A 20,924-nucleotide genomic window follows, 5' to 3' on the forward strand; every position below is an offset into this window, starting at 1 on the left:
GTGGCTTGAACGACAGTTAGAACTTCATACCGACGCCGAAGGTGACGCGGTTGTCGCTCTCTTTGACCTTGGTGCCGACACTGTCGAAGCTCTTGGAACCGAAGTCGGTGTAGCGGTACTCGACACGGCCGAACACATTGTCGGTGATCTTGATGTCGGTGCCGACGCCGGCCGTCCAGCCGAGCATGGTGTTGCTGTCGCTGTCGCCGGGGACCGAGACCTTCTGGTTCTTCAGGGCGCCGCCGCCGGTGCCGTAGAGCAGGATTTCCGGGGTCACGGCGTAACCCAGACGGGCGCGCAGCGAGCCTTCGAAGCCGCCCTTGGAATTGACGCCGCCGCTGTCACCCTTGACGCCATTGTAGCCGAGATCGGCTTCAGCACCGTACACGAAGTTTTCCTGCTGCCACTGGTAGCCGCCGAAAACGCCGCCGACAAAGCCCTTGGTCTTGATGTCGGGGCCGCCGTCCTGGACTTTGGCATGACCGCTGAAGCCGTAGCCGGCGCTGAGACCGGCATACGGGCCGGCCCAGGAAGCGACGGGGAGCTCGGCAATCGGGGCCGGCGCCGGGGGCTCTTCCGAGACGACATCGGCAGCAAAAGCGGTACCGCTGAGGGCGAAGAGCCCGAGCGCAACCGCGAGCGGCGCGAATTTGAGATTGGTTTGCATTGTTGTTTACTCCTTAAGCCACAAGACACGTAGGCTGGTTTGTCCTGAGCGCCATCAACCCGTCCGGGGGGTGAAACGGATCTGGCACTCAACGGTTCCGAATGTCGTGTCAAAATGCGGCGGCAGCGAACCTGAAAATGGGTCATTCCCCGGCACGAATGAGGCCGAAGCTTGACGTTGCATCTTCGCAACAGCGAAATGTCAGTACGCAGGCGATGCTGCACTGCACTCGGCTTGGTGCAACGGGTTCAGCGTCCTATATTGCGGTCCTGCCGACCCGAATCCGGGGCGGTGCCGGCGGCGAAAAAGCCGTTTCGCCACATTCCTGCCCCAGGTGGAAACGGCATTTAACCCCTGGACGCGTCACAATGTGCCGCTAGCCGAATTGAGGCGCAGATTGAGGATTGACAGATGATCGAAGCCGCCGGAACGGCGCTGGTGACGGGCGGGGGGAAGCGGATCGGCAAGGCGATCGTCGAGGATCTGGCCGCGCACGGTTTTGCCGTCGCCATCCACGCCAACCGCTCGACCGCCGAGGCCGACGCGCTGGCTGCGAGCATCAGGGACGGAGGCGCCCGCGCCGGCGTGGTAGCCGCCGATCTGACCGACATGGATGCGGTTGGCGATCTCGTCGGCCGCGCCGCGGCAGCGCTCGGCCCGGTCACGCTACTTGTCAACAATGCGTCGCTGTTCGTCGACGATAGCGTCGAGGACTTCGACTGGGCGGCATGGGACCTTCACTTCGCCATCCATGTGAAGACGCCGGCGCTGTTGGCGCAAAACTTCGCCCGCGCCTTGCCGCCAGGGCAGGAGGGGCTGATCGTCAACATCATCGACCAGCGCGTCTGGCGGCCGACGCCGCGCTATTTCTCTTATGCGCTGTCGAAGTCGGCCTTGTGGACGCAGACCGAAATGCTGGCACAGGCGCTCGGTCCGCGCATCCGCGTCAACGCCATCGGTCCCGGTCCAACGCTGAAGAATGCGCGCCAGGAAGGTGATGATTTCCAGAAGCAGGTCGATGGCCTGATTCTGAAGCGCGGCCCGCAATTGGCCGAATTCGGCGCCACCATTCGCTATCTCTGGGATGCGCGCTCGGTGACCGGCCAGATGATCGCGCTTGACGGCGGCCAGCATCTTGCATGGCAGACGCCGGATGTGACAGGCATGGTGGAATGAGTCCCGCAGACCAGAAACACAAGACGCGCGCCGGCGCCGCCGACGATATGCCGCCCGACATCGACCTTGAGGATGAAGCGGTCGAGGAGATCGTCGAGCCCGAGGCCACCGGGCCCGATGTCGCCTTCACAGCGATAGACTGGGCGCCGCATGCCGGCGACGCCGACGGCATGGTCGGCGCCGAGGTCATCCAGACATTGGTCAAGCGGCTGCCCAATGCGCCCGGCGTCTACCGCATGATGAACGCTGCCGGCGACGTGCTTTATGTCGGCAAGGCGCGCAGCCTGAAGAAGCGGGTGACCAACTACGCGCAAGGCCGGTTCCACACCGCCCGCATCGGCCGCATGGTGCGCGAGACATCGACGATGGAGTTCGTCGTCACCCGCACCGAAATCGAAGCGCTGCTGCTCGAGGCCAATCTCATCAAGCGCTTGCGGCCGCGTTTCAATGTGCTGATGCGGGACGACAAGTCGTTCCCTTACATCCTGTTGACCGGCGATCACGTCTCGCCCGGCATCTACAAGCATCGCGGTGCGCGCTCGCGCAAGGGCGACTATTTCGGACCTTTTGCGTCGGCCGGCGCGGTCGGGCGCACCATCAATTCGCTGCAGCGCGCATTCCTGCTCAGGAGCTGCACCAACTCCTTTTACGAAAACCGCACCCGGCCGTGCCTGCTCTACCAGATCAAGCGCTGTGCCGGTCCCTGCACCGGCGAAATCTCGCATGGCGACTATGCCGAGCTGGTCAGCGAGGCGAAGGATTTTCTGTCCGGCCGCAGCCAGAAGGTGAAGACCGAAATCTCTGCCGCCATGCAGCAGGCCTCGCAGGAGCTCGATTTCGAGCGCGCCGCCATTTATCGTGATCGGCTGGCAGCGCTGTCCCATGTGCAGAGCCATCAGGGCATCAACCCGGCCACGGTCGATGAGGCCGATGTCTTTGCTATCCATCAGGAGGGCGGCCAGGTCTGTATCCAGGTGTTTTTCTTCCGCACCGGCCAGAACTGGGGCAACCGCGCCTATTTCCCCAAGGCCGATCCGGCACTGGAGGGGGCGGAAGTGCTGGGCTCGTTCCTGGCGCAGTTCTATGACGACAAGCCGACGCCACGGAACATTCTGCTGTCGCGAGGCGTCCAGGATCAGGAACTGCTGGCCGAAGCGCTGTCCACCCGCGCCGGCCGTAAAGTGTCGATCTCGGTGCCGCAGCGCGGCGAGAAGAAGGATTTGACGGACAACGCGCTGCAGAATGCGCGCGAGGCGCTCGGCCGCCGGCTGGCCGAAACCTCCACGCAAGGCCGGCTGCTCGCCGGCTTTGCCGAGACCTTCGGCCTGCCGAAGCCACCGGTGCGCATCGAGGTCTATGACAATTCGCACATTATGGGCACCAACGCCGTTGGCGCCATGGTCGTCGCCGGGCCGGAAGGGTTTGTGAAGAACCAGTACCGCAAATTCAACATCCGCTCGACCGAGATCACGCCCGGTGACGATTTCGGCATGATGCGCGAGGTGATGGAACGGCGCTTTTCGCGGCTGCTGAAGGAACATGGCGATGTCGTTCCCGACGACGCGGCAGCCGGTGGAGCAGGCGACGACATCGAGGAAGACATCTCCGGCAGCTTCCCGGCCTGGCCCGACGTCATCCTGATCGATGGCGGCCAGGGCCAGATGAGCGCAGTGCGCAAGATCCTCGCCGACCTCGGCATCGAGGATCGCGTGGCGGCCATCGGCATCGCCAAGGGCCAGGACCGCGATGCCGGCCGCGAGCGTTTCTTCGTCAAAGGCAGGGACTCGTTTTCGCTGCCCGTCCGCGATCCCGTGCTCTATTTCGTCCAGCGGCTGCGCGACGAGGTCCATCGCTTCGCCATCGGTTCGCACCGCGCGCGACGCAAGAAGGAATTGGTCAAGAGCCCGCTCGACGAGATCGCCGGCATCGGTCCCGGTCGCAAGCGCGCGCTGCTGCTGGCCTTCGGCACTGCCAAGGCGGTCAGCCGCGCGGCAGTCGAGGATCTGGTCAAGGTCGACGGTATTTCAGAGCAGGTCGCCAAGCTCGTCTACAATCATTTCCATGAGAGCTGAGCGCCGGTGACGCCGCTGTCCCGATCAAATGGCAGCAGCCGTTCCTTTCTCGGAGGCCACTCGAATCCCCGCAATCGCACGCTATTTCGTCTGGCCAATCGAATCTCGCCTGTTGACCCCCTACATCCGGTTCTGATTTGAGTACGCAGGCAGAAAGAGTCCCTGAGATATGGCCAAGCGCGCGTTCAACCTTCCCAACATGCTTACCTACGCCCGCATCGTCGCGGTGCCGCTGGTCGTGCTGTGCTTTTTTCTCGAGGGCCATCTGAAATCGAGCGACTTCGCCCGCTGGTCGGCGTTGATCATCTTCCTGCTGGCTTCGATCACCGACTATCTCGACGGCTATCTGGCGCGCGCCTGGCAGCAGACGTCCAACATCGGCAAGATGCTGGACCCGATCGCCGACAAACTGCTGGTCGCCACCTGCCTGCTGCTGCTCGCCGCCGACACCGACCGCCATGCCGGCATCGCAGGCTGGTCGCTGTGGGCGGCAATCATCATCCTGTGCCGCGAAATCCTGGTCTCGGGGCTGCGCGAATATCTGGCGGCATTGAAAGTCTCGGTGCCGGTGACGCAGCTCGCCAAATGGAAGACCGCCATCCAGATGGTCGCCATCGCCTTCCTGCTGGCCGGGCCTGCCGGCGACAAGATCTTCCCGCTGACCACGCGGACCGGACTGGTGCTGCTGTGGATTGCAGCTCTCGTCACGCTATACACCGGCTACGACTATTTCCGCGCCGGCCTCAAGCACATCATGGACGAGTGAGATGACCACCCGGCTCATTTATTTTGCCTGGGTGCGCGAACGGATCGGCAAGCCGGAAGAGGATGTCGAATTGCCCGCGGGCATCGAGACGGTCACCGACCTCCTGCGCTGGCTGAAATCGCGCGGCGAGGAATATGGGCACGCGCTGCAATATCCTGATGTAATCCGCGTCGCCATCAATCAGGAACATGTCGAGCATCGCGAGAAGATAGCCGGCGCGCGCGAGATCGCGCTGTTTCCGCCGATGACCGGGGGCTGACACCATGTCCGGCGCGCCGACGGTGCGCATCCAGCGCGACGATTTCGACGTTGCCGCCGAGATCGCGAAACTGACCGAGGGTCGCGCCGACATCGGCGCTGTAGTGTCCTTCTCAGGACTTTGCCGCGACGAGCAGGGCCAGCTGTCGGCGCTGGAACTCGAGCACTATCCAGGCATGGCCGAGGCCGAAATCAGCCGGATCGCGGGCGAGGCGCTTCAGCGCTGGCCGTTGCAAGGCCTGACCGTCATCCACCGCCACGGCAAGATCGCACCGGGCGAAAACATCGTGCTGGTGGTGACGGCGTCCTCGCACCGGCAGGCGGCGTTCGAGGCGGCGAATTTCCTGATGGATTTCCTGAAATCGCGTGCGCCTTTCTGGAAGAAGGAGCACCGCGTGGACGGCAGCGATGGCGGCTGGATCGAGGCCAAGGACGCCGACGAGCAGGCTGCGGCGCGCTGGAAGGCGCGGCCCGAATAAATCTCGGCGCAGCCATGTATTGACCGCATTCCCTTGGCCAAATCGCATCGGCAAAAAGGGAGCAAGGGCATGCTGGACAGGATCGCCGAATTCTTCGTCTTCGGTTTTGTGCCGCTGGTTATCGGCGTTCTGGCCGTTCCCGAGCCTTCCGTCGCCGCCGAGAAAACCCTGAAGGGCGAGGTGATGTATCGCGAGCGCATCGCGCTGCCGCCCAACGCCGTGCTGTCGGTTCAACTTGCCGATGTATCGCTGGCCGATGCGCCGGCCGCCATTGTCGGCGAGCGCAAGGTAGCGCCGGCCGGCCAGGTGCCGATCAAGTTCGAGATCAGCTTCGATTCAACGGTGATCCGGCCCAACATGACCTATGCGCTGCAGGCGCGCATCACCGCCGACGACAAGCTGCTGTTCGTCACGGACTCGCGCTATCAGGTCGATCCGCTCAGCGACGCGCCGCAGGCCATTGTGCTGAAAATGGTGGCGCCGAGCGACAAGCCGACCTCGGCCTCGCTGTTCGGCCAGAGCTGGCTGGTCGAGTATATCGACGGTATCGGCGTGATTTCGGAGCCGCAGGCGACGTTCCGGGTCAGCGAAGCCGGCAAGGCGGGCGGCAGCGGCCCGTGCAACGCCTATTTCGCCACCGCCAAGGTCGATGGCGAGACCATCGTCATCAGCGACATCGGCTCGACCTACAAGGCCTGCGCGCCGGAGATCATGGCCGAGGAAAAGGCGCTGTTGGAGGCGCTCGCCAAGGCGGCGTCATACCGTGTCGATGGCGGCAAGCTGATCATCGCCGACAAAGACGGCCGCGACATTTTGCGATTCAACGCAGCGAGTTGATCACGGGCAGCAACGAAAAAGGCCGGCAATGAGCCGGCCTTTTCGATTCAAAGCTGATGGTCGGCTCAGCCGACGATCTCGGTGTCCGAGAACCAGTACTTGATCTCCTGGGCGGCGGTTTCCGGCGCGTCGGAGCCGTGCACGGAATTCTCGCCGATCGACAGCGCGTGCACCTTGCGGATGGTGCCTTCGGCGGCGTTGGCTGGATTGGTGGCGCCCATCACTTCGCGGTTCCTGGCGATGGCGTTCTCGCCTTCCAGAACCTGCACGATGGTCGGCGCCGACGACATGAATTCCACCAGTTCGCCGAAGAACGGACGATCCTTGTGGACGGCGTAAAAGCCTTCGGCCTCGCGGCGGCTCATCCATACCCGACGTGAGGCAATGACGCGCAGGCCGGCCTCTTCCAGCATCCTGGTGATGGCCCCGGTAAGATTGCGCCGGGTCGCGTCCGGCTTGATCATGGAAAAGGTGCGTTCGATCGCCATTGGTCATCCTTGTGATGAAGAGAGGAATTGGGTGATGAAGAGAGGAATTGGGAGTGGCGGGCTCTATACAAGCCGCCCGGCCCATTGCCAAGGGGACGCGCCCCGGCAGCGTTATTCGGCCGCGACCGCCCGCATGGCTGTTCGCAACGCTCTGGTCAAAGGCAAGGCTTGCGGGAAAATGGTGATTGCGCAGGCACGCACGGTTTCGAACGGAAATCAGCGGAACGGAAAGACATCGAACCATGTTTGACGGGACGCGCTGGCCTACCACCAGCCTATTGATTATCGGCATTTTTGCTGCCGTGGGCCTTGTTCTGCTGCTCTTTCTGGGTCGCCGCACAGATACGAACTTCGGCTTCGGCCCCGAATGGTAATGCACGCCGATGCCGAAGGGCGACCCGATCTGCGTCAAGCTGGTCGGCAAAGACGGCGCGAAGTGACTGTCAGTATCACTACCGCCTGATAACAACGGGCGGCCGCCGGCGCTCCCAGCCCTCGCGCTCCAGCGTCGGCATCTCATGCTCCTCGCTGGGATAGCCGAGGCAGAAATAGCCGATCAGCGTCCATTCGGGCGGCGTGTCGAGAATCTCGGCCATCTCGGCCGCGTCGAGGATAGACACCCAGCCCATGCCGATGCCTTCCGCCCGCGCCGCCAGCCACAGCGTGTGCACCGCCATGACGGCCGAATAGTCGATGGTTGCCGGCATCGTCATGCGGCCGAGCCCATGGCCCTGTTGCGTCGTGCGGTCGGCGAAAACCGCGAACTGGCAGGGCGCTTCATTGAGACCGGCGAGCTTCAGCCGGGCATAGAGCGCGGCGCGCTCGCCCGAAAAGCATGCCAGCGCCTCGGCATTGCAGCGCTCGAAACAGTCTCTCACCGCGCCCCGCCGCTCGGCGCTGTCGACCACCACGAAGCGCCACGGCTGGCTGAGACCGACGGACGGCGCGATGCTGGCAAGCTCCAGCAGCCGCTCCAGCGTACCCTCGGGCAAAGCCGTCCGCTCGAAGCGCCGCACATCCCGGCGCCAGCGCAGCAGCGTGACCAGCCCGGCGCGAAAATCATCGGTGAAATCGGGGGGTGGTGGCATGGCGATCAGGAGACTTGTGTGGGGAATAGGCAGTAGGCAGTAGGCAGTGGGCAGTAGGCAGTAGGCAGTAGGCAGTACAGCGCTCGGACCCTATTGCCTACTGCCTACTCCCTAAGCTGCTGCCGCCGCCTCCTTCCAGCAATGCGGGCTGAACGGACGGGTCGCGTCGTGTCCGACGAGTTCATTGAACAGAATGGTCATTGGCGGCTGCGCCCTCGCGGTCTAATTAGTCGCCTGCGGCTGAAGCGGAACTCGTCGGCGGGAAAAAGATGAAACAGCATTTCATGATGTTCGCGGCCTACAATCAATGGGCCAATGGCCGCATCTACGATGCCGTCGCCGCACTTGAGGAAGAAGAGTTCAACCGCGATGTCGGCGCATTTTTCGGCTCGATGATGGGCACGCTCAACCATCTGCTGGCCACCGACCGCATCTGGATGAAACGCTTCACCGGCGAGGGCGACGCGCCGGCAAAACTCGACGCCATCCTGCACCGCGCGTTGCCTGGCTTGAAGCTGGCGCGTGAGGCCGAGGACAGGCGGATCGTCGACTGGGTCGGCGGTTTGACCGAAAAGGCTTTGTCCGGCCGCTTCTCCTACATGACCGTTTCCGACATGCGCACCGTCTCGCAGCGGCTGGCGCCGGCGCTGGGACACGTCTTCAACCACCAGACCCATCACCGCGGCCAGGCGCACGCCATCCTGACCATTCTCGGCCGGCCTTCGGTGCAGCTCGACCTAGCCTTTTTCCAACGCACCGACGAAGGCCGCGCCTACGCCTGATCTCCTGACCGCGCTTCCCGTTTAAACGCACGGGAGCGTTACCGGTACATTTGCGCCGACCATCCATCCCCGACGCCAGCTCTGAATTCCAGCCGGGTTGTGAGGACCCTGTCGGCACAACGCTGCCCGGTGACGGGGCCAGGTGGCTGGGCTGTCGGTGGCCCGCCTTTTGTGGGCCTTCGGCTCCAGGCCGCCGCAGCCACAACCCACTCCAACTCCGGTGGAATTTCTGTTTAGAGAATTAAACAAAGTTTAAATGTTGAAGCAAAAACATATTTTTTTTTAGCAGACCAGTGCACGCCTTGAGAACTACAATCCTTATTCTTGGAAAAAATAAAGAAACTATAAGGAAGACTCGTGCGTAGCTGTGAGTGCATAAGCATATGTCTGCTTTGGTTTGCTGGCATGTTGCAATGCACAAAGCAGAACGGCAACAAGGAGAGTGTCATGGTTAATATCACTCAAAAAATCGCTAGAACACTGGCGGCGGGTGCAATTATCGTCATTTTTGCCGCTCCCGCGAATGCAGGCGGCGGAATTGGCGTCGGTGTCGGCGCATCTATCGGCGGTGCTGGCGGCATCAATGCCGGTGTTGGCGCTTCGATCGGCGGCAGCGGCGGGGTCAAGGCCGGTGCCGGCGCCTCGGTTGGCGGCAGCGGCGGTATCAAGGCGGGTGCTGGCGCAACGGTCGGCGGCAATAGCGGCGTTACTGCGGGCCTCGGCGCCTCAGTCGGCGGTAGCAGCGGCATTAAGGCCGGCGCTGGCGCGACGGTCGGCGGAGCCGGTGGCATCAAGGCCGGTGTTGGGGCCACGGTCGGCAGCGGAGGTATCAATGCCGGTGTCGGCGTCAACGTCGGCAGCGGCATCAACGTCGGTGTCGGCGTCGGCATTGGCGGAACGCCGGGCACGCCCGGTACGCCCGGTACCCCCGGCACTCCAGGAACTCCTGGAACACCAGGCACCCCTGGGACACCCGGTGTCGTCGCCAGCATGTCGAACAGCCAGCTGACACGTATGAAGAAGCGCTGCGTCGATGTGCTCGCCAGCGAGGGCACCTACGACAGCGATCTGCGGCAGCTATGCCTTATGATCTCGCGTCGCTGAGACAGGTTTCGCCGGGAGTGTCGAGCCAGCCGTGAGGCTTTACGGCACTCTCCTACCGCATGGCCCAGACTTCCCGAGGGACATGCGCTGACGAGAAGCCTCCGGCCAGTCGGAAAGCCCGCCGCGCAAGTGGCGGGCTTTTTGTCGCCACTCACAAGGCAACCGATCGCGCCTTTCGATTGCCGGAGCGTTTTATCGTTTAACGGAAACGATGAAACGCGCTATCCCTTTGTCTTGGTAATTCTCAGGGAAAGCGCCCACGCGCTTCTCCCGGGAAAGCTGCTCACACTTTCCTGGAATTGTTCTGGTTAACCACATTCGAATTGCAGGTAAGATTTTAGGGTTTCATTTGTGTTCCCGCTGCAAAATGGCGAACACAGTGGGAGAAATGGCATGCGGGTCGATCTTTCGCCCACGAGCTTGGGCAGGGTCATAGCAGTCACGGTTGTCGGCACGGCGATCTGTATCGCGGCGGCCTTCCTTGTCGATTCCTACAATTTTCCGTCGCTGTCGCCCGAAGCGTTGCGCTGGGCGCAGCTCACCGACCTGTTGCTGCCGCTCGTGCTGGGTGGATCGTTCTTCTCTTTCCTGATGTACAAGATGCGCCAGCTGGCGATCGCCCAGAAGAATCTGAGCATCGTCGCGGCGACCGACAGCCTGACCGCGGTGTTCAACCGCGGCGCGTTTTCGATGCTGGTCGAGGCCTATCTCGAACAGGCGCGCAGCCAGGCCGTCGTCGATGCCGGCGCCCTGCTGATCGTCGACGCCGATCATTTCAAGACCATCAACGATCGATTGGGCCACGATTGCGGCGATCAGGCGCTCAAGCTGATTGCGCAGACGATCAAGGCCCAGCTGCGCGGCGCCGACATCGTCGGGCGCATCGGCGGCGAGGAGTTCGCCATCTTCCTGCCTGGCGCCGACCCGTCGCAGTCCTGGCTGGTTGCCGAGGGGATCCGGCGGCGCATCCGCGAGGTCGAGTTTGCCCCGGATGGACGGCCCTGTCCGCTCTCGGTGAGCATCGGTGGCGTCGCCTTCAGCGGACCCACCACCTATGCCGACATGTTCCTGACGGCCGACCGGCACCTCTACAAGGCCAAGTCCAACGGCCGCGACCAGGTCAGTTTCGAAACGACCGGGCCGCGCGCCCTGCTGGCCGGTGATCCGACGTTGCATTAGGATACTTCGGTCGGCTGCAGACCCGATCAGGCGGATCGCCGCAACGCCGATCTGACATAGCGCAACGGTGCCGTCAGCTTCCACGATGTTGAGTGCAGCAACGCTTCGTTCCTCGCCGCAAGTAGCTGGATCTGCCAGTTTGCCGCTTCGATCTGTTGGTTCACGGCGTCGATTTGATGCCTCAGCGCAGCGGCCTTACTGTTCAAATGCAACCCGCCCCGGTCCACAGCAATTTCGCGCAGTTCCGCTTCCGCCTGCTTGAACAGATCGACATCGGAGACTTCCAGAACCGGAGCGGTCTTCGTCAGGCTGATATAGAACTCGTGCAGGTGCAACTGGCTCGGCTCGTTTTTGTGGAACGCAATCTCGCCAGATTTGATGTATCCGAGGGAGCGAAGTTTCTTGACCAGAAATCGGAACGACGCCGGCGTGAACTGCCACGCGTGAGCATCATAATAGGCCCTGTCGACCTGCACGGCTTCGGCCATGTTTTTTGCCTCTTCGCCGCTTTGCAGCAAGGCGACGTCATCAAAGGTCGGCTCGAGCCAGACGACCTGTTGGGCCTTGGTGCAGAAATACGAAACCTGGTCGAACAGGATTCCCGGCGTGTGGCGCTTGCGCTGTTCGGCATAGGCCTGCAACGCCTGCCCCACAGTGGACAGCGGCCGCAACGCGTCAAAGCAAAAGCGCTTGTCGGGCACGGCCAGCACCAGCCGGCCCGCTGGCTTCAGAAGGACCTCGCAGTCCTGGATGAAACGAACGATATCGGTGACATGTTCGATCACATGTGAAGCAAAGATGAAGTCGTAGCGTTGCTCCTGGCCGATGGTCTCGAGCAGGCTGCGACCGTCCGAAACGTAGTCGACCTCTTCGATCTGTGATGCGTTGTCGCGATATTTCTCGCGCAAAGCCGTGGCATTGGCATGATCGACGATCTCGACGTTGAAACCACGGCATTTCGGCAACAGCGGATTGTAGCTCGGTCCGACTTCCAGGCCGAAGCCTTTGGGATCAAACATTGAAAACAAAAGTTCAGTCCTGTTCAGCATGACCCACTCCGACCGCCTGCTTCAATGTGAGTAGTTGAGATTGTAGATCGTGGCCGGGTCGGCGGCCCAGTCGGCGGTTGGAGGTCCGACCTTCCTGGCAAGGCAGGCCGACAACAGGAATGTCGGGTGTTCGTCAAACGTCTGTAACGGCCCGCTCTCCATGTTTGCCGGCACGATCGCCGCCTCCAGGGCATAGCCGGCGTCGAGCACTTCGAAGCCGGTGAATTTGTTGAAGATCGACGACCATGATTCCTTGGAGAAGCGGAAGAAATCCCAGGGCACCTCATGCAGGGGCCAGGCTGGATGCGACTGGATAAAGGCCAGGCCGCCGACGTTGAGCACCCGGTTGAGCGCGTGCGCTGCTACCCATGGCATCATCAGATGCTCGAAGACCGATATAGAGAAGGCAAAGTCGAACCTCTCGGTCACCCCTTCCATGGTGTGGGCGTCGGTGACGAAATCGACATTCGGCCCGGCCGAGACGTCGATGCCGAAATATTTGCAATCGGGAAAGAAGTGCCGATAGGTATTGCCGGAACGGGCCCGCGAGCCGATCTCTATCAACGGCGCGCCTGGCCTGTCGGCCACCGCCTTGCAGAATCTGGCGTGAATTGACGTCGACGTCTCCGCGTGTTTGGGCGAGCGCCTCAGCCGGTTGCCATTGTCGAACCCAACCGAGACATTCTGGTTGGCAATGTTTCTGTCGACCAGGGGAGCGGCGATTCGAAAGCCATGATGGGCTGTTGTTGCTAGGCCTGGGCGGGCAAAGCGCACGCAGACCTGGTTGGGAACCGGCTTGCCATCGTAGAGGATTACCGGGTCGGCGCCCGTTGTCCATCCGGTGGCAATCAGTATACCGTCCAGCATGGAAAGTCGGTCGACGAAGTCTTCGGTGGCCGGCCTCACGGATGCGACCGGGCGCGTTTTCAGGAACTGGAACATCCTCTACCTCATTGGAGCGGGCGATGCTGGGTAAAGCGACCGGCCAGGTTCATGCCGGGCCGCTCGATATGGCGATAGCTCATTACTGACAGTGGAAGCACAACGGCCAAGGTGGTGAGCATACAGGCAAAGAACGGTATGAACGCGCCGTCGAGGGACACATAGAGTCCGTGGTAGACGCCCAATCTGTCGAGAATGACGATAACGACGCAGTGCCAGAGATAGACGCTGAAGCTGGCGTTGCCAATCAGTGTGGCCGCAGGATTGACGAACCATTTCGGCGGCTGCAGGCAAACTCCGACAACGGCTCCGGTCAGCGCCAGCGCCCAAAGGGCGTTCATCAATGCAGCGACCGGCCCGAATGTGGCCGCGAGCAATCCGCCAACTGGGTCCGAAAGGCCGATTAGCCCGAGGATGCCAAGCAAACTTGCAGTGAGTATGGTCCCGCCAATTTGCGGCGCGGTTCGGCGAAGCCGCTTCCAGGCAAAAGATCCGCTAATCCCAGCCGCGAAGTAGAAGAGAAATGTAAACAGTGAGTACTGCTCGAAGGTCGCAAGCACGGGACTGGCACCACTGAAAGCCAGCTCCCAGTTTGCTGCGAAGAAGACGCTGACGGCCACGAAAGCTAATGATCGCCTGAAGTTAGTGATCGCGAACACGAGCAGCGGCAGAATGGCATAGAACGCCATCTCGATGCCTATTGACCATGATGCCAGGACAAAGCCAGTGACATGCTGGGGCACGAAGTTGAAGATGAAGAGGCCTGAACTGACAAACTGCGAAATCGAAAACGTTACACCCCACATCAGCCAAAACAGCGGCGGGGTGACAATAAACATCATGAAGTAGAACAGCGGCGCGATGCGGAAAAACCGCCGCGTATAGAAGTCGCGCAAATCTGCTTGTGTCTCGATCCTGCCGCTGTAGCGAACAAAAAGGCCGAACGCGCTCACAACGTAGAAGAGAGGCACGCCATAGATCAGATGCGTCGGGATGAACGACAGCTGCGCCGGAATCGGCAGCTTCGGCAGCGTAATAAGATGCACAAGCAGAACAGCAAGCGCCGCATAGCAGCGCATAGCTAGCAAACCTGGGAGTTCGATACGCGCCGAACCATCCTCGGTTGCCTGTATCGGCAATAGGGAGTCATGAATCGCAGACCGTCCAAAGAGCGGCGGAACAACACCAGAATTGCGCATGGCGACAGAGGGTCTCACATAGGCTTCCGCCCGCTCCTGCATTCCCTCATGCCTCCCTATGCTTTGTCGAAGGACGGCCATATTGGCATCAGGGTAGCCCCTTCAATCGGCAGAACCTTGTGCGAATCCGATCCCGCAATGAGATCGCCTAGCGCAGCGACTGGGTGAAGAACACGCGCAGGCCGCGGGCGGCGTGGGCTAGCCTGATCGCCGTAAGGATGACGATTTTGGAATTGGTGTTCACCACCAGGCGCTCGAGCCAGACCTTTGCCTTGAAACGCCAGGGTATGGATTTGTTGCTGAACACCGCTCGCCCATAGCCATTGAAGATGGAAACCAACTCTTCCCTGTGCTCGGGAAGATGGTTGTCCTCCTGGACAGCCCACCGGATCGCGTCGTGGACGAATTGCGAATGAAAGCGGGGGATTAGCAAATCCCGCATGTAGTAGCGGACCATCTTGCGGTCGTCGGGAAACATTTCCTGAAGCTTCTTAAAATACCGAAACCGGCTGCGCGACATCATCACGGTGTATGATGTGCTGTTGGGTCGAATGCACCAGACGGTCACCGGCTGGTCAACGAAGTAATTGCTGTATCCGCTTCGGAAAATGCGCAGGAAAAGATCGTCGTCCTCATATCCTATGAACTGTGGGTCGAAACCGCCCACGGCTTCGTAGGCAGTGCGCGAGATCAACGATGCAGATGGCAGGACGTGCATGTCGAAGCCCACCATCTGTTCGATATCGCGCTTGGGGTGGGCGCTGTGGCGTTTCACGGTCGCCGTTCGCAGCACATTGCCGGCGCCATCGGCTTCCATAAGATCGCCATAGACCCAGCCGAGATGTGGGTCGTCCGACGGAATAGCCCGCACCAGAGCTTCGACATGCGTATCTCGGTAGAAATCGTCCTGATCGAGAAAACTGATGTAGTTTGAGGTCGAGGCACGTACGCCGGCATTTCTGGCCGACCCCTGACCGCCATTGGCCTGATCGATCACCTTGAAGTGCAGCCGTTTGGCAAGCTTGTGCAGAAACGCCGTTTCGTTTTTCGTCGAGCCGTCATTGACGACGACGAATTCGTTGGGCGGCAGTGTCTGACTAAGGACGCTTCTGACCGATCTCTCTATGAATGCCGACCCGTTATAGTAGGGGATGACGACCACCACGGTCAGGGCTTTCTTCGATGAGAGTTTCGACCCCTTGGGCGACACGTGCATCATCGGAACACTGACCTGATGTATCGAAGGGGAGCTGTAACTTTCCACGATGTCGACTGCAGCAAGGCATCGGTTCTCGCAGCAAGGTGCTGAATCTGCTGGTTTGCAGCTTCGATTTGCCGGTTAGCGGCCTCGATTCGACTGGTCGCGGTCGCAGTTTCGCGTTGCAGGGCGGCGAGCTTGTTGCTTTTCTCCATCTCGTCTCGATTCATGTAGATGTCGCGAATTTCCTGCTCTGTCTGCTTAAGCATGTCTATATCGGAATATTGTGAGGGGGCAGCATTTTTAGAAAGGGTGATATAGAACTCACACATATATTCGTTATTATTCTTGTGCAATGAGATCTCTCCAGACTTAATATAGCCAAGGGAGCGAAGTTTATTGATCATATATCGGAATGAGGATGGGGTGAACTGCCAGCCGTGAGCATCTTGGTAGTCTGTGCTATCTTTAATGCTATCGAAGTGGCTCTTGGCACTTTCATTGCTGTTCACCAAACTGAGATCGTCGAGGGTAGGTTCGATCCAGACAATCGCCTGCGCCTTGCTGGAACAATAGTAAGCCTGGTCGAACAGAACCCCGGCAGTGTGGCGCTTGCGCTTGTCGATGTAAGCCTGAATCACCTGCCCCACCGTGGACAGAGGCCGCAACGCGTCAAAGCAGTATCGTTTGTCGGGCACTGCCAGCACGAGCTTGCCATCCGGCTTCAGGAGCGCTTCGCAATCCTGAATGAAGCGGACGATGTCTGTAATGTGCTCGATGACATGCGATGCAAAAATGAAGTCGTAGCGGCCCTTCTTGCCGATGGTCTCGAGGATGCTGCGTCCGTCCGAGACGTAGTCCACCTCTTCAATCTGAGTGGCATTATCGGCATATTTCTGACGCAAGGTCGCAGCGTCAGCGTGGTCGATCGTTTCGACATTGTAGCCACGGGATTTCGGCAAAAGCGGATTGTAGCTTGGCCCTACCTCCAGGCCAAAGCCGCTCGCATCAAACATCGACAACAGCAGCTTGGTTCGCTCCGGCATGGTCCAATTAGTCGGTGAACCCGGTATGGATGGATCCTTGAAATCGCCTGTCGGCGGCTCTGCTGTCGCTTGGCTGCCATGGGGGGGGTAAGCTTTGCTATGTTTCATGGACTCACTTCTCTGGAGTGGCCACGCGACAGCTCCCTTCGGGAGATCGAAAATCTTGCGTGCCAGGACGAATGATGAAGCCATGCCGTTGTGCAGGGGAAAAGAATGCATGGCGCCTGCTCGAAAGTCTGGGTGGATATGCATCTTGACGGGCATGCACATCCCGACTTTCAGAATCTCGAAACCCATCTCGGGCGAGAACAGCACTTTCAGGCCTTCGTCCGAAGCTCGCCAGAAATCGTTTGGCGTTTCGTGGACGGGAAAGGCCTGTGGCAAAGAGTGGAGTGTCAGCCCGCCAACCCTGAGCACCTTGTTGATCTCTGCGGCCAGTAGCCACGGGCAGGCCAGATGCTCCATGACCGCAAACGACATAATTCCATCTACCGAGCCCGGTTCGAAATGGTCGCTCAGGAAATGCGCGTCCGCCACGACGTCGACGCCCGGTGCCGGATGGATGTCGACACCGATGAACTTGCATTCGGGTTGAAACAACCGCGCCTGCAGCGACGATTCCGGCCCGACAACACGAGCGCCGATTTCGACGACGGTTCCTTTGACCCTCTTCATCTCGTGGATGAAATCGTTCATCCCGTTGTCCACCGTGGGCAGCGGAGCGTTCATGTGGTGGTTGGCGGGCGGCGCTTCGATCTCTATCTCTGCTAAGCCCGCCGCCGTCTCGACTTCCAGGAAAACCGGCCGGAATGGACTGCAGGCCAAGTAGACGGAGAAGCCGCATTTCGTCGACGGCAAATGCGGAAAAAAATTCTGCAGGTCCGGCCGCTCCAGCATCTCCGTTACCTGGACCCGAAAATCGCCGCTACGGAGGTACATCGCTTTGACAGGCATTTCGTTCGTGTGAGCCCAACCCAAAACGAATACGCCATATATATCGCACCACATGAGATCGATCAGGTGGACGAATTTTCCTGGGGCGAGCGTCGCGCGATGCGGAGCTTCGGCAAGCAAAACATTGGCGTTGGTTGCCGCGGAACCACTTTTTGATGGAAAAAGCCGCCGAACACCCAATCGTTCAGCTGTTGTGAACAGCGAGCCAAAATTGGCTCTATTCCAAAAATGACCCGATCTAAACGTCAATACCCCTTGTATATTCTGCAAGATTCCACCCATTTCTACGCTGATATACTTATGAGTTTACGTTTATTAACGTGTTCAGCGCACAGGTCGCTTGATCGTCCTCCCCGTCACCCCAAGGCACGTTAGCCACCAAAGCTTGATCGCACAATATGCTCTAGAGAGTTATGTACATCTTGGATTGATCTACGTGGGGCGCGAGTTTTCGTGAAGAAAAAAACCGAAAATGCGGCCGAATTTTTGGTGCAGCACCGGCAAACATATTTGTTCGCCTGTTGCAGGTAAAACTACCGCTTCTGGGAACGACTTCGCGATAGTCGCGATATTGCATGAAAGTGGCTGGAAATATCGCTTAAAGCTCGGAATCTCGATTTTATGGAGATCAGCAGCCGCCAGCCGTCAGCAATCCGTTTATTCCTTGGAGTTAATCTCTGGCGAGCTGATCTTCGGCCACAACGAGGGCAGGGTATCCAATCTCGTAGACCTCAAGGCGGGTTCGGACCTTTGAAATGGCTGCTGGCGTCACCGCAATTTCATCACTGGCATCATGCCAATGAGCGCGAAGCCTGGGGCAAGAATTTCGCCGGGCAGCTGCCTTTGCTCGACATGCTGGGAGGCACATTGTTCATGCCCGACAGGATGCCGCAGAAATACGGCACCGATAACCCGGTTCCCTCGCTCTATCATCGGCAGCTTGCCTGTCCCTTTGTCGGCGATCAACTGTTTGTCGGCAACACCGAACAGACCGCCCCGCCGGCAAGGCTGGCAGAGGCCTCGCCGACGTCTGCCGGCAAGTCCGAGTGATCTTTTTTGCTGGGCAGGCCCGGTCCCGGCCGTCTCAGACGGCGTAGCCGCCATAACCGTGTGCGACCGGCTTGACCGAGACGGCCGGCTGGACCGCGGGCCAGAGGATGCCTGCCGTGACTGCAAAGGTGATCAGGGCATCGCGTGCGGCCTCAGTCGAGATTTCGCCGGCGCGTGCCGCCTCGCAAGCCCTCACGGCCGCGCCATAGCTCAGGCGCCGGCGTGACGGCGGAAATTCGGTCAGGAAATCATGCATCTCGAACAGCGAGGCGAGCATGCGTTTGTGGCCGGCGCCAACGCTAACGGCAACCGGGGTGAAGAACATCGCGTCGTGCATTCTGGCCTCTCTGGATGGGCGGAAGGGCGGCGGCCGCCGCCCTCCGATCGCGGGTTGGACGCCAGAAAACGCGGCTGGCGGCCCGAGGTTCCCTGAGAGATGCCATGACAGGACGATTTGCTCTTGAGGTCGCTCCCTGCCGGCATTCGCGGTTGCGGCTATTTCCACATGCCGCGCATGCGGGCGCCGAGGTCGACGCGGACTTCAGGTCTGTGGCGCGGATCGTCCTTGGCGTGGACGCTCGCCCACGACGTCTGCTCGAAGGCGCCGAGGATCGAGGCCGGGATGAAACGGGTTCGCGAGGCATAGACGTGGCGGTCGCCGCGCGCTGCCTGGCCGTGAGTGAAGAAGCGCTGCGGCGTCACCAGATGCAGGCCGTCCTTGGCCCGCGTCATCGCGACGTAAAGCAGCCGGCGCTCCTCCTCGATGTCTTCCTTGGTGCCGACGCCGAGATCGGCCGGGATGCAGCCATCGACGGTGTTGAGCACGAAGACGTTCTTCCATTCCTGGCCCTTGGCCGAATGAATGGTCGACAGGATCAGATAGTCCTCGTCGCGGTGCGGCGGCCCGGCCTGGTCGCTGGTCGCATCCGGTGGATCCAGCGTCAGCTCGGTCAGGAAGCGCTCGCGCGAAGCATAGCCGGAACCGATCTGCTCGAGCTGCATGAGGTCGGCTCGCCGCGTCGTCGCATCCTCGTGGATGCGCTCAAGATGCGGCTCGTACCACAGCCTGACCTGTTCGAGATCGGCCGGCCATTTCCCCGACCGGGCGCGCAGGCCGGAATAAAGCGCAACGAAGGCTGGCCAGTCCTCAGCCGCGCGTTGCGGCGGCCGGTAGCGGGCCAGCCCCATTTCCTCGTCGAGCGATGTCGCCATGGTCTCGACGATGGTGCTCGCCGCCGAAGGGCCGATGCCGGGCAGGAGCTGCAGCACGCGGAAGCCGGCGACGCGGTCGCGCGGGTTCTCGGCAAAACGCAGCACCGAAAGCACGTCCTTGACATGGGCGGCGTCGAGGAATTTGAGCCCGCCGAACTTGACGAAGGGGATGTTGCGGCGCGTCAGTTCGATCTCCAGCGGGCCGCTGTGGTGCGAGGCGCGAAACAGCACCGCCTGCGATTTCAGCACCGTGCCGGCCTCGCGCTCGGCCAGGATGGCCTGGCAGACATAGTTCGCCTGCTCCGCCTCGTCGCGCACGCTGACCAGTTTCGGCCTTTGCGAGGATTTGCGCTGCGACCAGAGGTTCTTGGTGAAGCGCTCCGATGCCTCCGAGATGACCGCATTGGCTGCCGCCAAAATGGTCTCGGTCGAGCGGTAGTTGCGCTCCAGCATGATGACATCGGCGGCTCGCGCGAATTGTTGCGGGAAATCGAGGATGTTGCGCACTTCGGCGGCGCGAAACGAATAGATCGACTGCGCGTCGTCGCCCACCACTGTCAGTCCGGCGCCGTCCGGCTTCAGCGCCGAAAGGATCGAGGCCTGCAGCCGGTTGGTGTCCTGGTATTCGTCGACCAGCACATGGTCGAAGCGCGAGCCCAGATGCGCCGCGATCTCCGGCTCGGCGGCCATCTGCGCCCAGTAGAGCAGGAGGTCGTCGTAATCGAGCACGTTCTGCGCCTGCTTGGCCTCGACATATCCGGCGAACAGCTCTTTCAGCTGTTCTGCCCACCCCGAGCACCAGGGAAAGGCCGAACCCAGCACCTCGCCAAGCGGCGCCTGCGCGTTGACGGCGCGCGAATAGATCGCCAGGCAGGTGCCCTTGGTCGGAAACCGGCTTTCGGTCTTCGAGAATCCAAGCTCATGCCGGGCAAGATTCATCAGGTCGGCGGAATCCTCGCGGTCATGGATGGTAAAGGCGGGGTCGAGGCCGATCGTCAGCGCATAGTCACGCAGCAGCCTGGCGCCGATGCCGTGAAACGTGCCGGCCCAGGCCAGCGCATCGGCGATGACGGACGCGTCTCGGCCCAGCACCTCGCCGGCGATGCGTTCGACCCGCCTGGCCATTTCGGTGGCGGCGCGGCGCGAGAATGTCATAAGCAGAATGCGTCTGGGATCAGCCCCCTTGACGATCAGATGCGCAACCCGGTGGGCGAGCGTGTTGGTCTTGCCGGAGCCGGCGCCGGCGATCACCAGCAGCGGCCCGGCGATCTGGCCGTCGCCATGTTCGACGGCGAGCCGCTGCTCGGCGTTGAGCTTCGTCAGATAGGCGGGCTGCAAGGACGAATCATTGATGGCGATGGTCATCGCCTATCAAGCA

20 protein-coding genes and 1 pseudogene are annotated in these 20,924 nt (G+C 60.9%); 10 read left to right on the top strand and 11 right to left on the bottom strand.

Features of this window, described 5'->3' with window-relative positions:
- Positions 1-16: 16 nt before the first annotated feature.
- On the bottom strand, positions 17-667 hold the full coding sequence (locus NKJ78_RS08030; RefSeq protein ID WP_023673452.1) for an outer membrane protein: 651 nt from the start codon (positions 665-667) through the stop codon (positions 17-19).
- Between the two features lie 411 nt (positions 668-1,078).
- Here NKJ78_RS08030 and NKJ78_RS08035 point away from each other — a divergent pair, with 411 nt between their 5' ends.
- From NKJ78_RS08035 to NKJ78_RS08060, 6 genes are all read left to right on the top strand, one after another.
- A complete protein-coding gene (locus NKJ78_RS08035) occupies positions 1,079-1,843 on the top strand; it encodes an SDR family oxidoreductase (protein ID WP_352562411.1) in 765 nt (254 codons plus the stop codon).
- Positions 1,840-3,915 carry an excinuclease ABC subunit UvrC gene (uvrC, locus tag NKJ78_RS08040; RefSeq protein WP_023738626.1) on the top strand — a complete coding sequence of 692 codons (2,076 nt, stop codon included), beginning with the start codon at positions 1,840-1,842 and terminating at the stop codon, positions 3,913-3,915. Before NKJ78_RS08035 ends, uvrC begins: the two co-directional genes overlap by 4 nt.
- A 169-nt stretch (positions 3,916-4,084) precedes the next feature.
- A complete protein-coding gene (gene pgsA, locus NKJ78_RS08045) occupies positions 4,085-4,681 on the top strand; it encodes a CDP-diacylglycerol--glycerol-3-phosphate 3-phosphatidyltransferase (RefSeq protein ID WP_023738627.1) in 597 nt (198 codons plus the stop codon).
- Position 4,682: 1 nt separating this feature from the next.
- On the top strand, positions 4,683-4,940 hold the full coding sequence (gene moaD, locus NKJ78_RS08050; protein ID WP_352459629.1) for a molybdopterin converting factor subunit 1: 258 nt from the start codon (positions 4,683-4,685) through the stop codon (positions 4,938-4,940).
- Positions 4,941-4,944: 4 nt separating this feature from the next.
- Positions 4,945-5,418: a molybdenum cofactor biosynthesis protein MoaE gene (locus NKJ78_RS08055; RefSeq protein ID WP_023738629.1), complete on the top strand. Its 474-nt coding sequence runs from the start codon at positions 4,945-4,947 to the stop codon at positions 5,416-5,418.
- Positions 5,419-5,487: 69 nt separating this feature from the next.
- Entirely contained in the window at positions 5,488-6,255 is a 768-nt protein-coding gene (locus tag NKJ78_RS08060) for a YbaY family lipoprotein (protein ID WP_023738630.1), read from the top strand.
- Between the two features lie 65 nt (positions 6,256-6,320).
- Here NKJ78_RS08060 and ndk read toward each other — a convergent pair whose 3' ends face one another.
- The 3 genes and pseudogenes from ndk to NKJ78_RS30795 form a co-directional block, all read right to left on the bottom strand.
- Complete coding sequence (gene ndk / locus NKJ78_RS08065) at positions 6,321-6,743, bottom strand: nucleoside-diphosphate kinase (RefSeq protein WP_192259008.1); 423 nt, start codon at positions 6,741-6,743, stop codon at positions 6,321-6,323.
- Between the two features lie 452 nt (positions 6,744-7,195).
- Positions 7,196-7,831 carry a 5,6-dimethylbenzimidazole synthase gene (gene bluB / locus NKJ78_RS08070; protein WP_352459627.1) on the bottom strand — a complete coding sequence of 212 codons (636 nt, stop codon included), beginning with the start codon at positions 7,829-7,831 and terminating at the stop codon, positions 7,196-7,198.
- 114 nt (positions 7,832-7,945) lie between these two features.
- Positions 7,946-8,032, bottom strand: a pseudogene (locus tag NKJ78_RS30795) (glutathione S-transferase family protein); the annotation flags it as partial.
- Positions 8,033-8,100: 68 nt separating this feature from the next.
- Here NKJ78_RS30795 and NKJ78_RS08075 point away from each other — a divergent pair.
- The 3 genes from NKJ78_RS08075 (at position 8,101) to NKJ78_RS08085 (ending at position 10,896) form a co-directional block, all read left to right on the top strand.
- Positions 8,101-8,613 (top strand): DinB family protein, encoded by a 513-nt coding sequence (locus NKJ78_RS08075; protein WP_023684734.1) that lies wholly within the window; start codon positions 8,101-8,103, stop codon positions 8,611-8,613.
- A gap of 447 nt (positions 8,614-9,060) precedes the next feature.
- Positions 9,061-9,717 (top strand): hypothetical protein, encoded by a 657-nt coding sequence (locus NKJ78_RS08080; RefSeq protein WP_352459626.1) that lies wholly within the window; start codon positions 9,061-9,063, stop codon positions 9,715-9,717.
- 393 nt (positions 9,718-10,110) lie between these two features.
- Positions 10,111-10,896 carry a GGDEF domain-containing protein gene (locus tag NKJ78_RS08085; RefSeq protein WP_023705331.1) on the top strand — a complete coding sequence of 262 codons (786 nt, stop codon included), beginning with the start codon at positions 10,111-10,113 and terminating at the stop codon, positions 10,894-10,896.
- A gap of 26 nt (positions 10,897-10,922) precedes the next feature.
- Here NKJ78_RS08085 and NKJ78_RS08090 read toward each other — a convergent pair whose 3' ends face one another.
- The 5 genes from NKJ78_RS08090 to NKJ78_RS08110 all read right to left on the bottom strand — a co-directional run bounded on the left by NKJ78_RS08090 (position 10,923) and on the right by NKJ78_RS08110 (position 17,566).
- Positions 10,923-11,945: a class I SAM-dependent methyltransferase gene (locus NKJ78_RS08090; RefSeq protein ID WP_023715087.1), complete on the bottom strand. Its 1,023-nt coding sequence runs from the start codon at positions 11,943-11,945 to the stop codon at positions 10,923-10,925.
- 21 nt (positions 11,946-11,966) lie between these two features.
- The gene (locus NKJ78_RS08095) at positions 11,967-12,887 is read right to left on the bottom strand and encodes a class I SAM-dependent methyltransferase (protein ID WP_352459625.1); all 921 of its coding nucleotides are present in this window, start codon (positions 12,885-12,887) and stop codon (positions 11,967-11,969) included.
- An 8-nt stretch (positions 12,888-12,895) separates the two neighbouring features.
- Positions 12,896-14,128 (bottom strand): acyltransferase family protein, encoded by a 1,233-nt coding sequence (locus NKJ78_RS08100; RefSeq protein WP_352459624.1) that lies wholly within the window; start codon positions 14,126-14,128, stop codon positions 12,896-12,898.
- 106 nt (positions 14,129-14,234) lie between these two features.
- Positions 14,235-15,305: a glycosyltransferase family 2 protein gene (locus NKJ78_RS08105; RefSeq protein WP_352459623.1), complete on the bottom strand. Its 1,071-nt coding sequence runs from the start codon at positions 15,303-15,305 to the stop codon at positions 14,235-14,237.
- Positions 15,302-17,566, bottom strand: a complete 2,265-nt coding sequence (locus NKJ78_RS08110; RefSeq protein ID WP_352562412.1) for a methyltransferase domain-containing protein — start codon at positions 17,564-17,566, stop codon at positions 15,302-15,304. The genes NKJ78_RS08105 and NKJ78_RS08110 overlap by 4 nt, the downstream gene beginning before the upstream one ends.
- Positions 17,567-17,905: 339 nt before the next feature.
- On the opposite strand from NKJ78_RS08110, the gene NKJ78_RS08115 reads away from it, so the two are divergent.
- A complete protein-coding gene (locus NKJ78_RS08115) occupies positions 17,906-18,334 on the top strand; it encodes a sterol desaturase family protein (RefSeq protein ID WP_352459621.1) in 429 nt (142 codons plus the stop codon).
- Between the two features lie 34 nt (positions 18,335-18,368).
- Here the strand turns inward: NKJ78_RS08115 and NKJ78_RS08120 are convergent, their stop codons facing one another.
- Entirely contained in the window at positions 18,369-18,671 is a 303-nt protein-coding gene (locus NKJ78_RS08120) for a DUF982 domain-containing protein (RefSeq protein ID WP_023670262.1), read from the bottom strand.
- Between the two features lie 158 nt (positions 18,672-18,829).
- Entirely contained in the window at positions 18,830-20,911 is a 2,082-nt protein-coding gene (locus tag NKJ78_RS08125; protein ID WP_352459620.1) for an ATP-dependent helicase, read from the bottom strand.
- Positions 20,912-20,924 lie beyond the last annotated feature (13 nt).

Source organism: Mesorhizobium sp. M0037 (assembly GCF_040323635.1).
GTDB lineage: Bacteria > Pseudomonadota > Alphaproteobacteria > Rhizobiales > Rhizobiaceae > Mesorhizobium.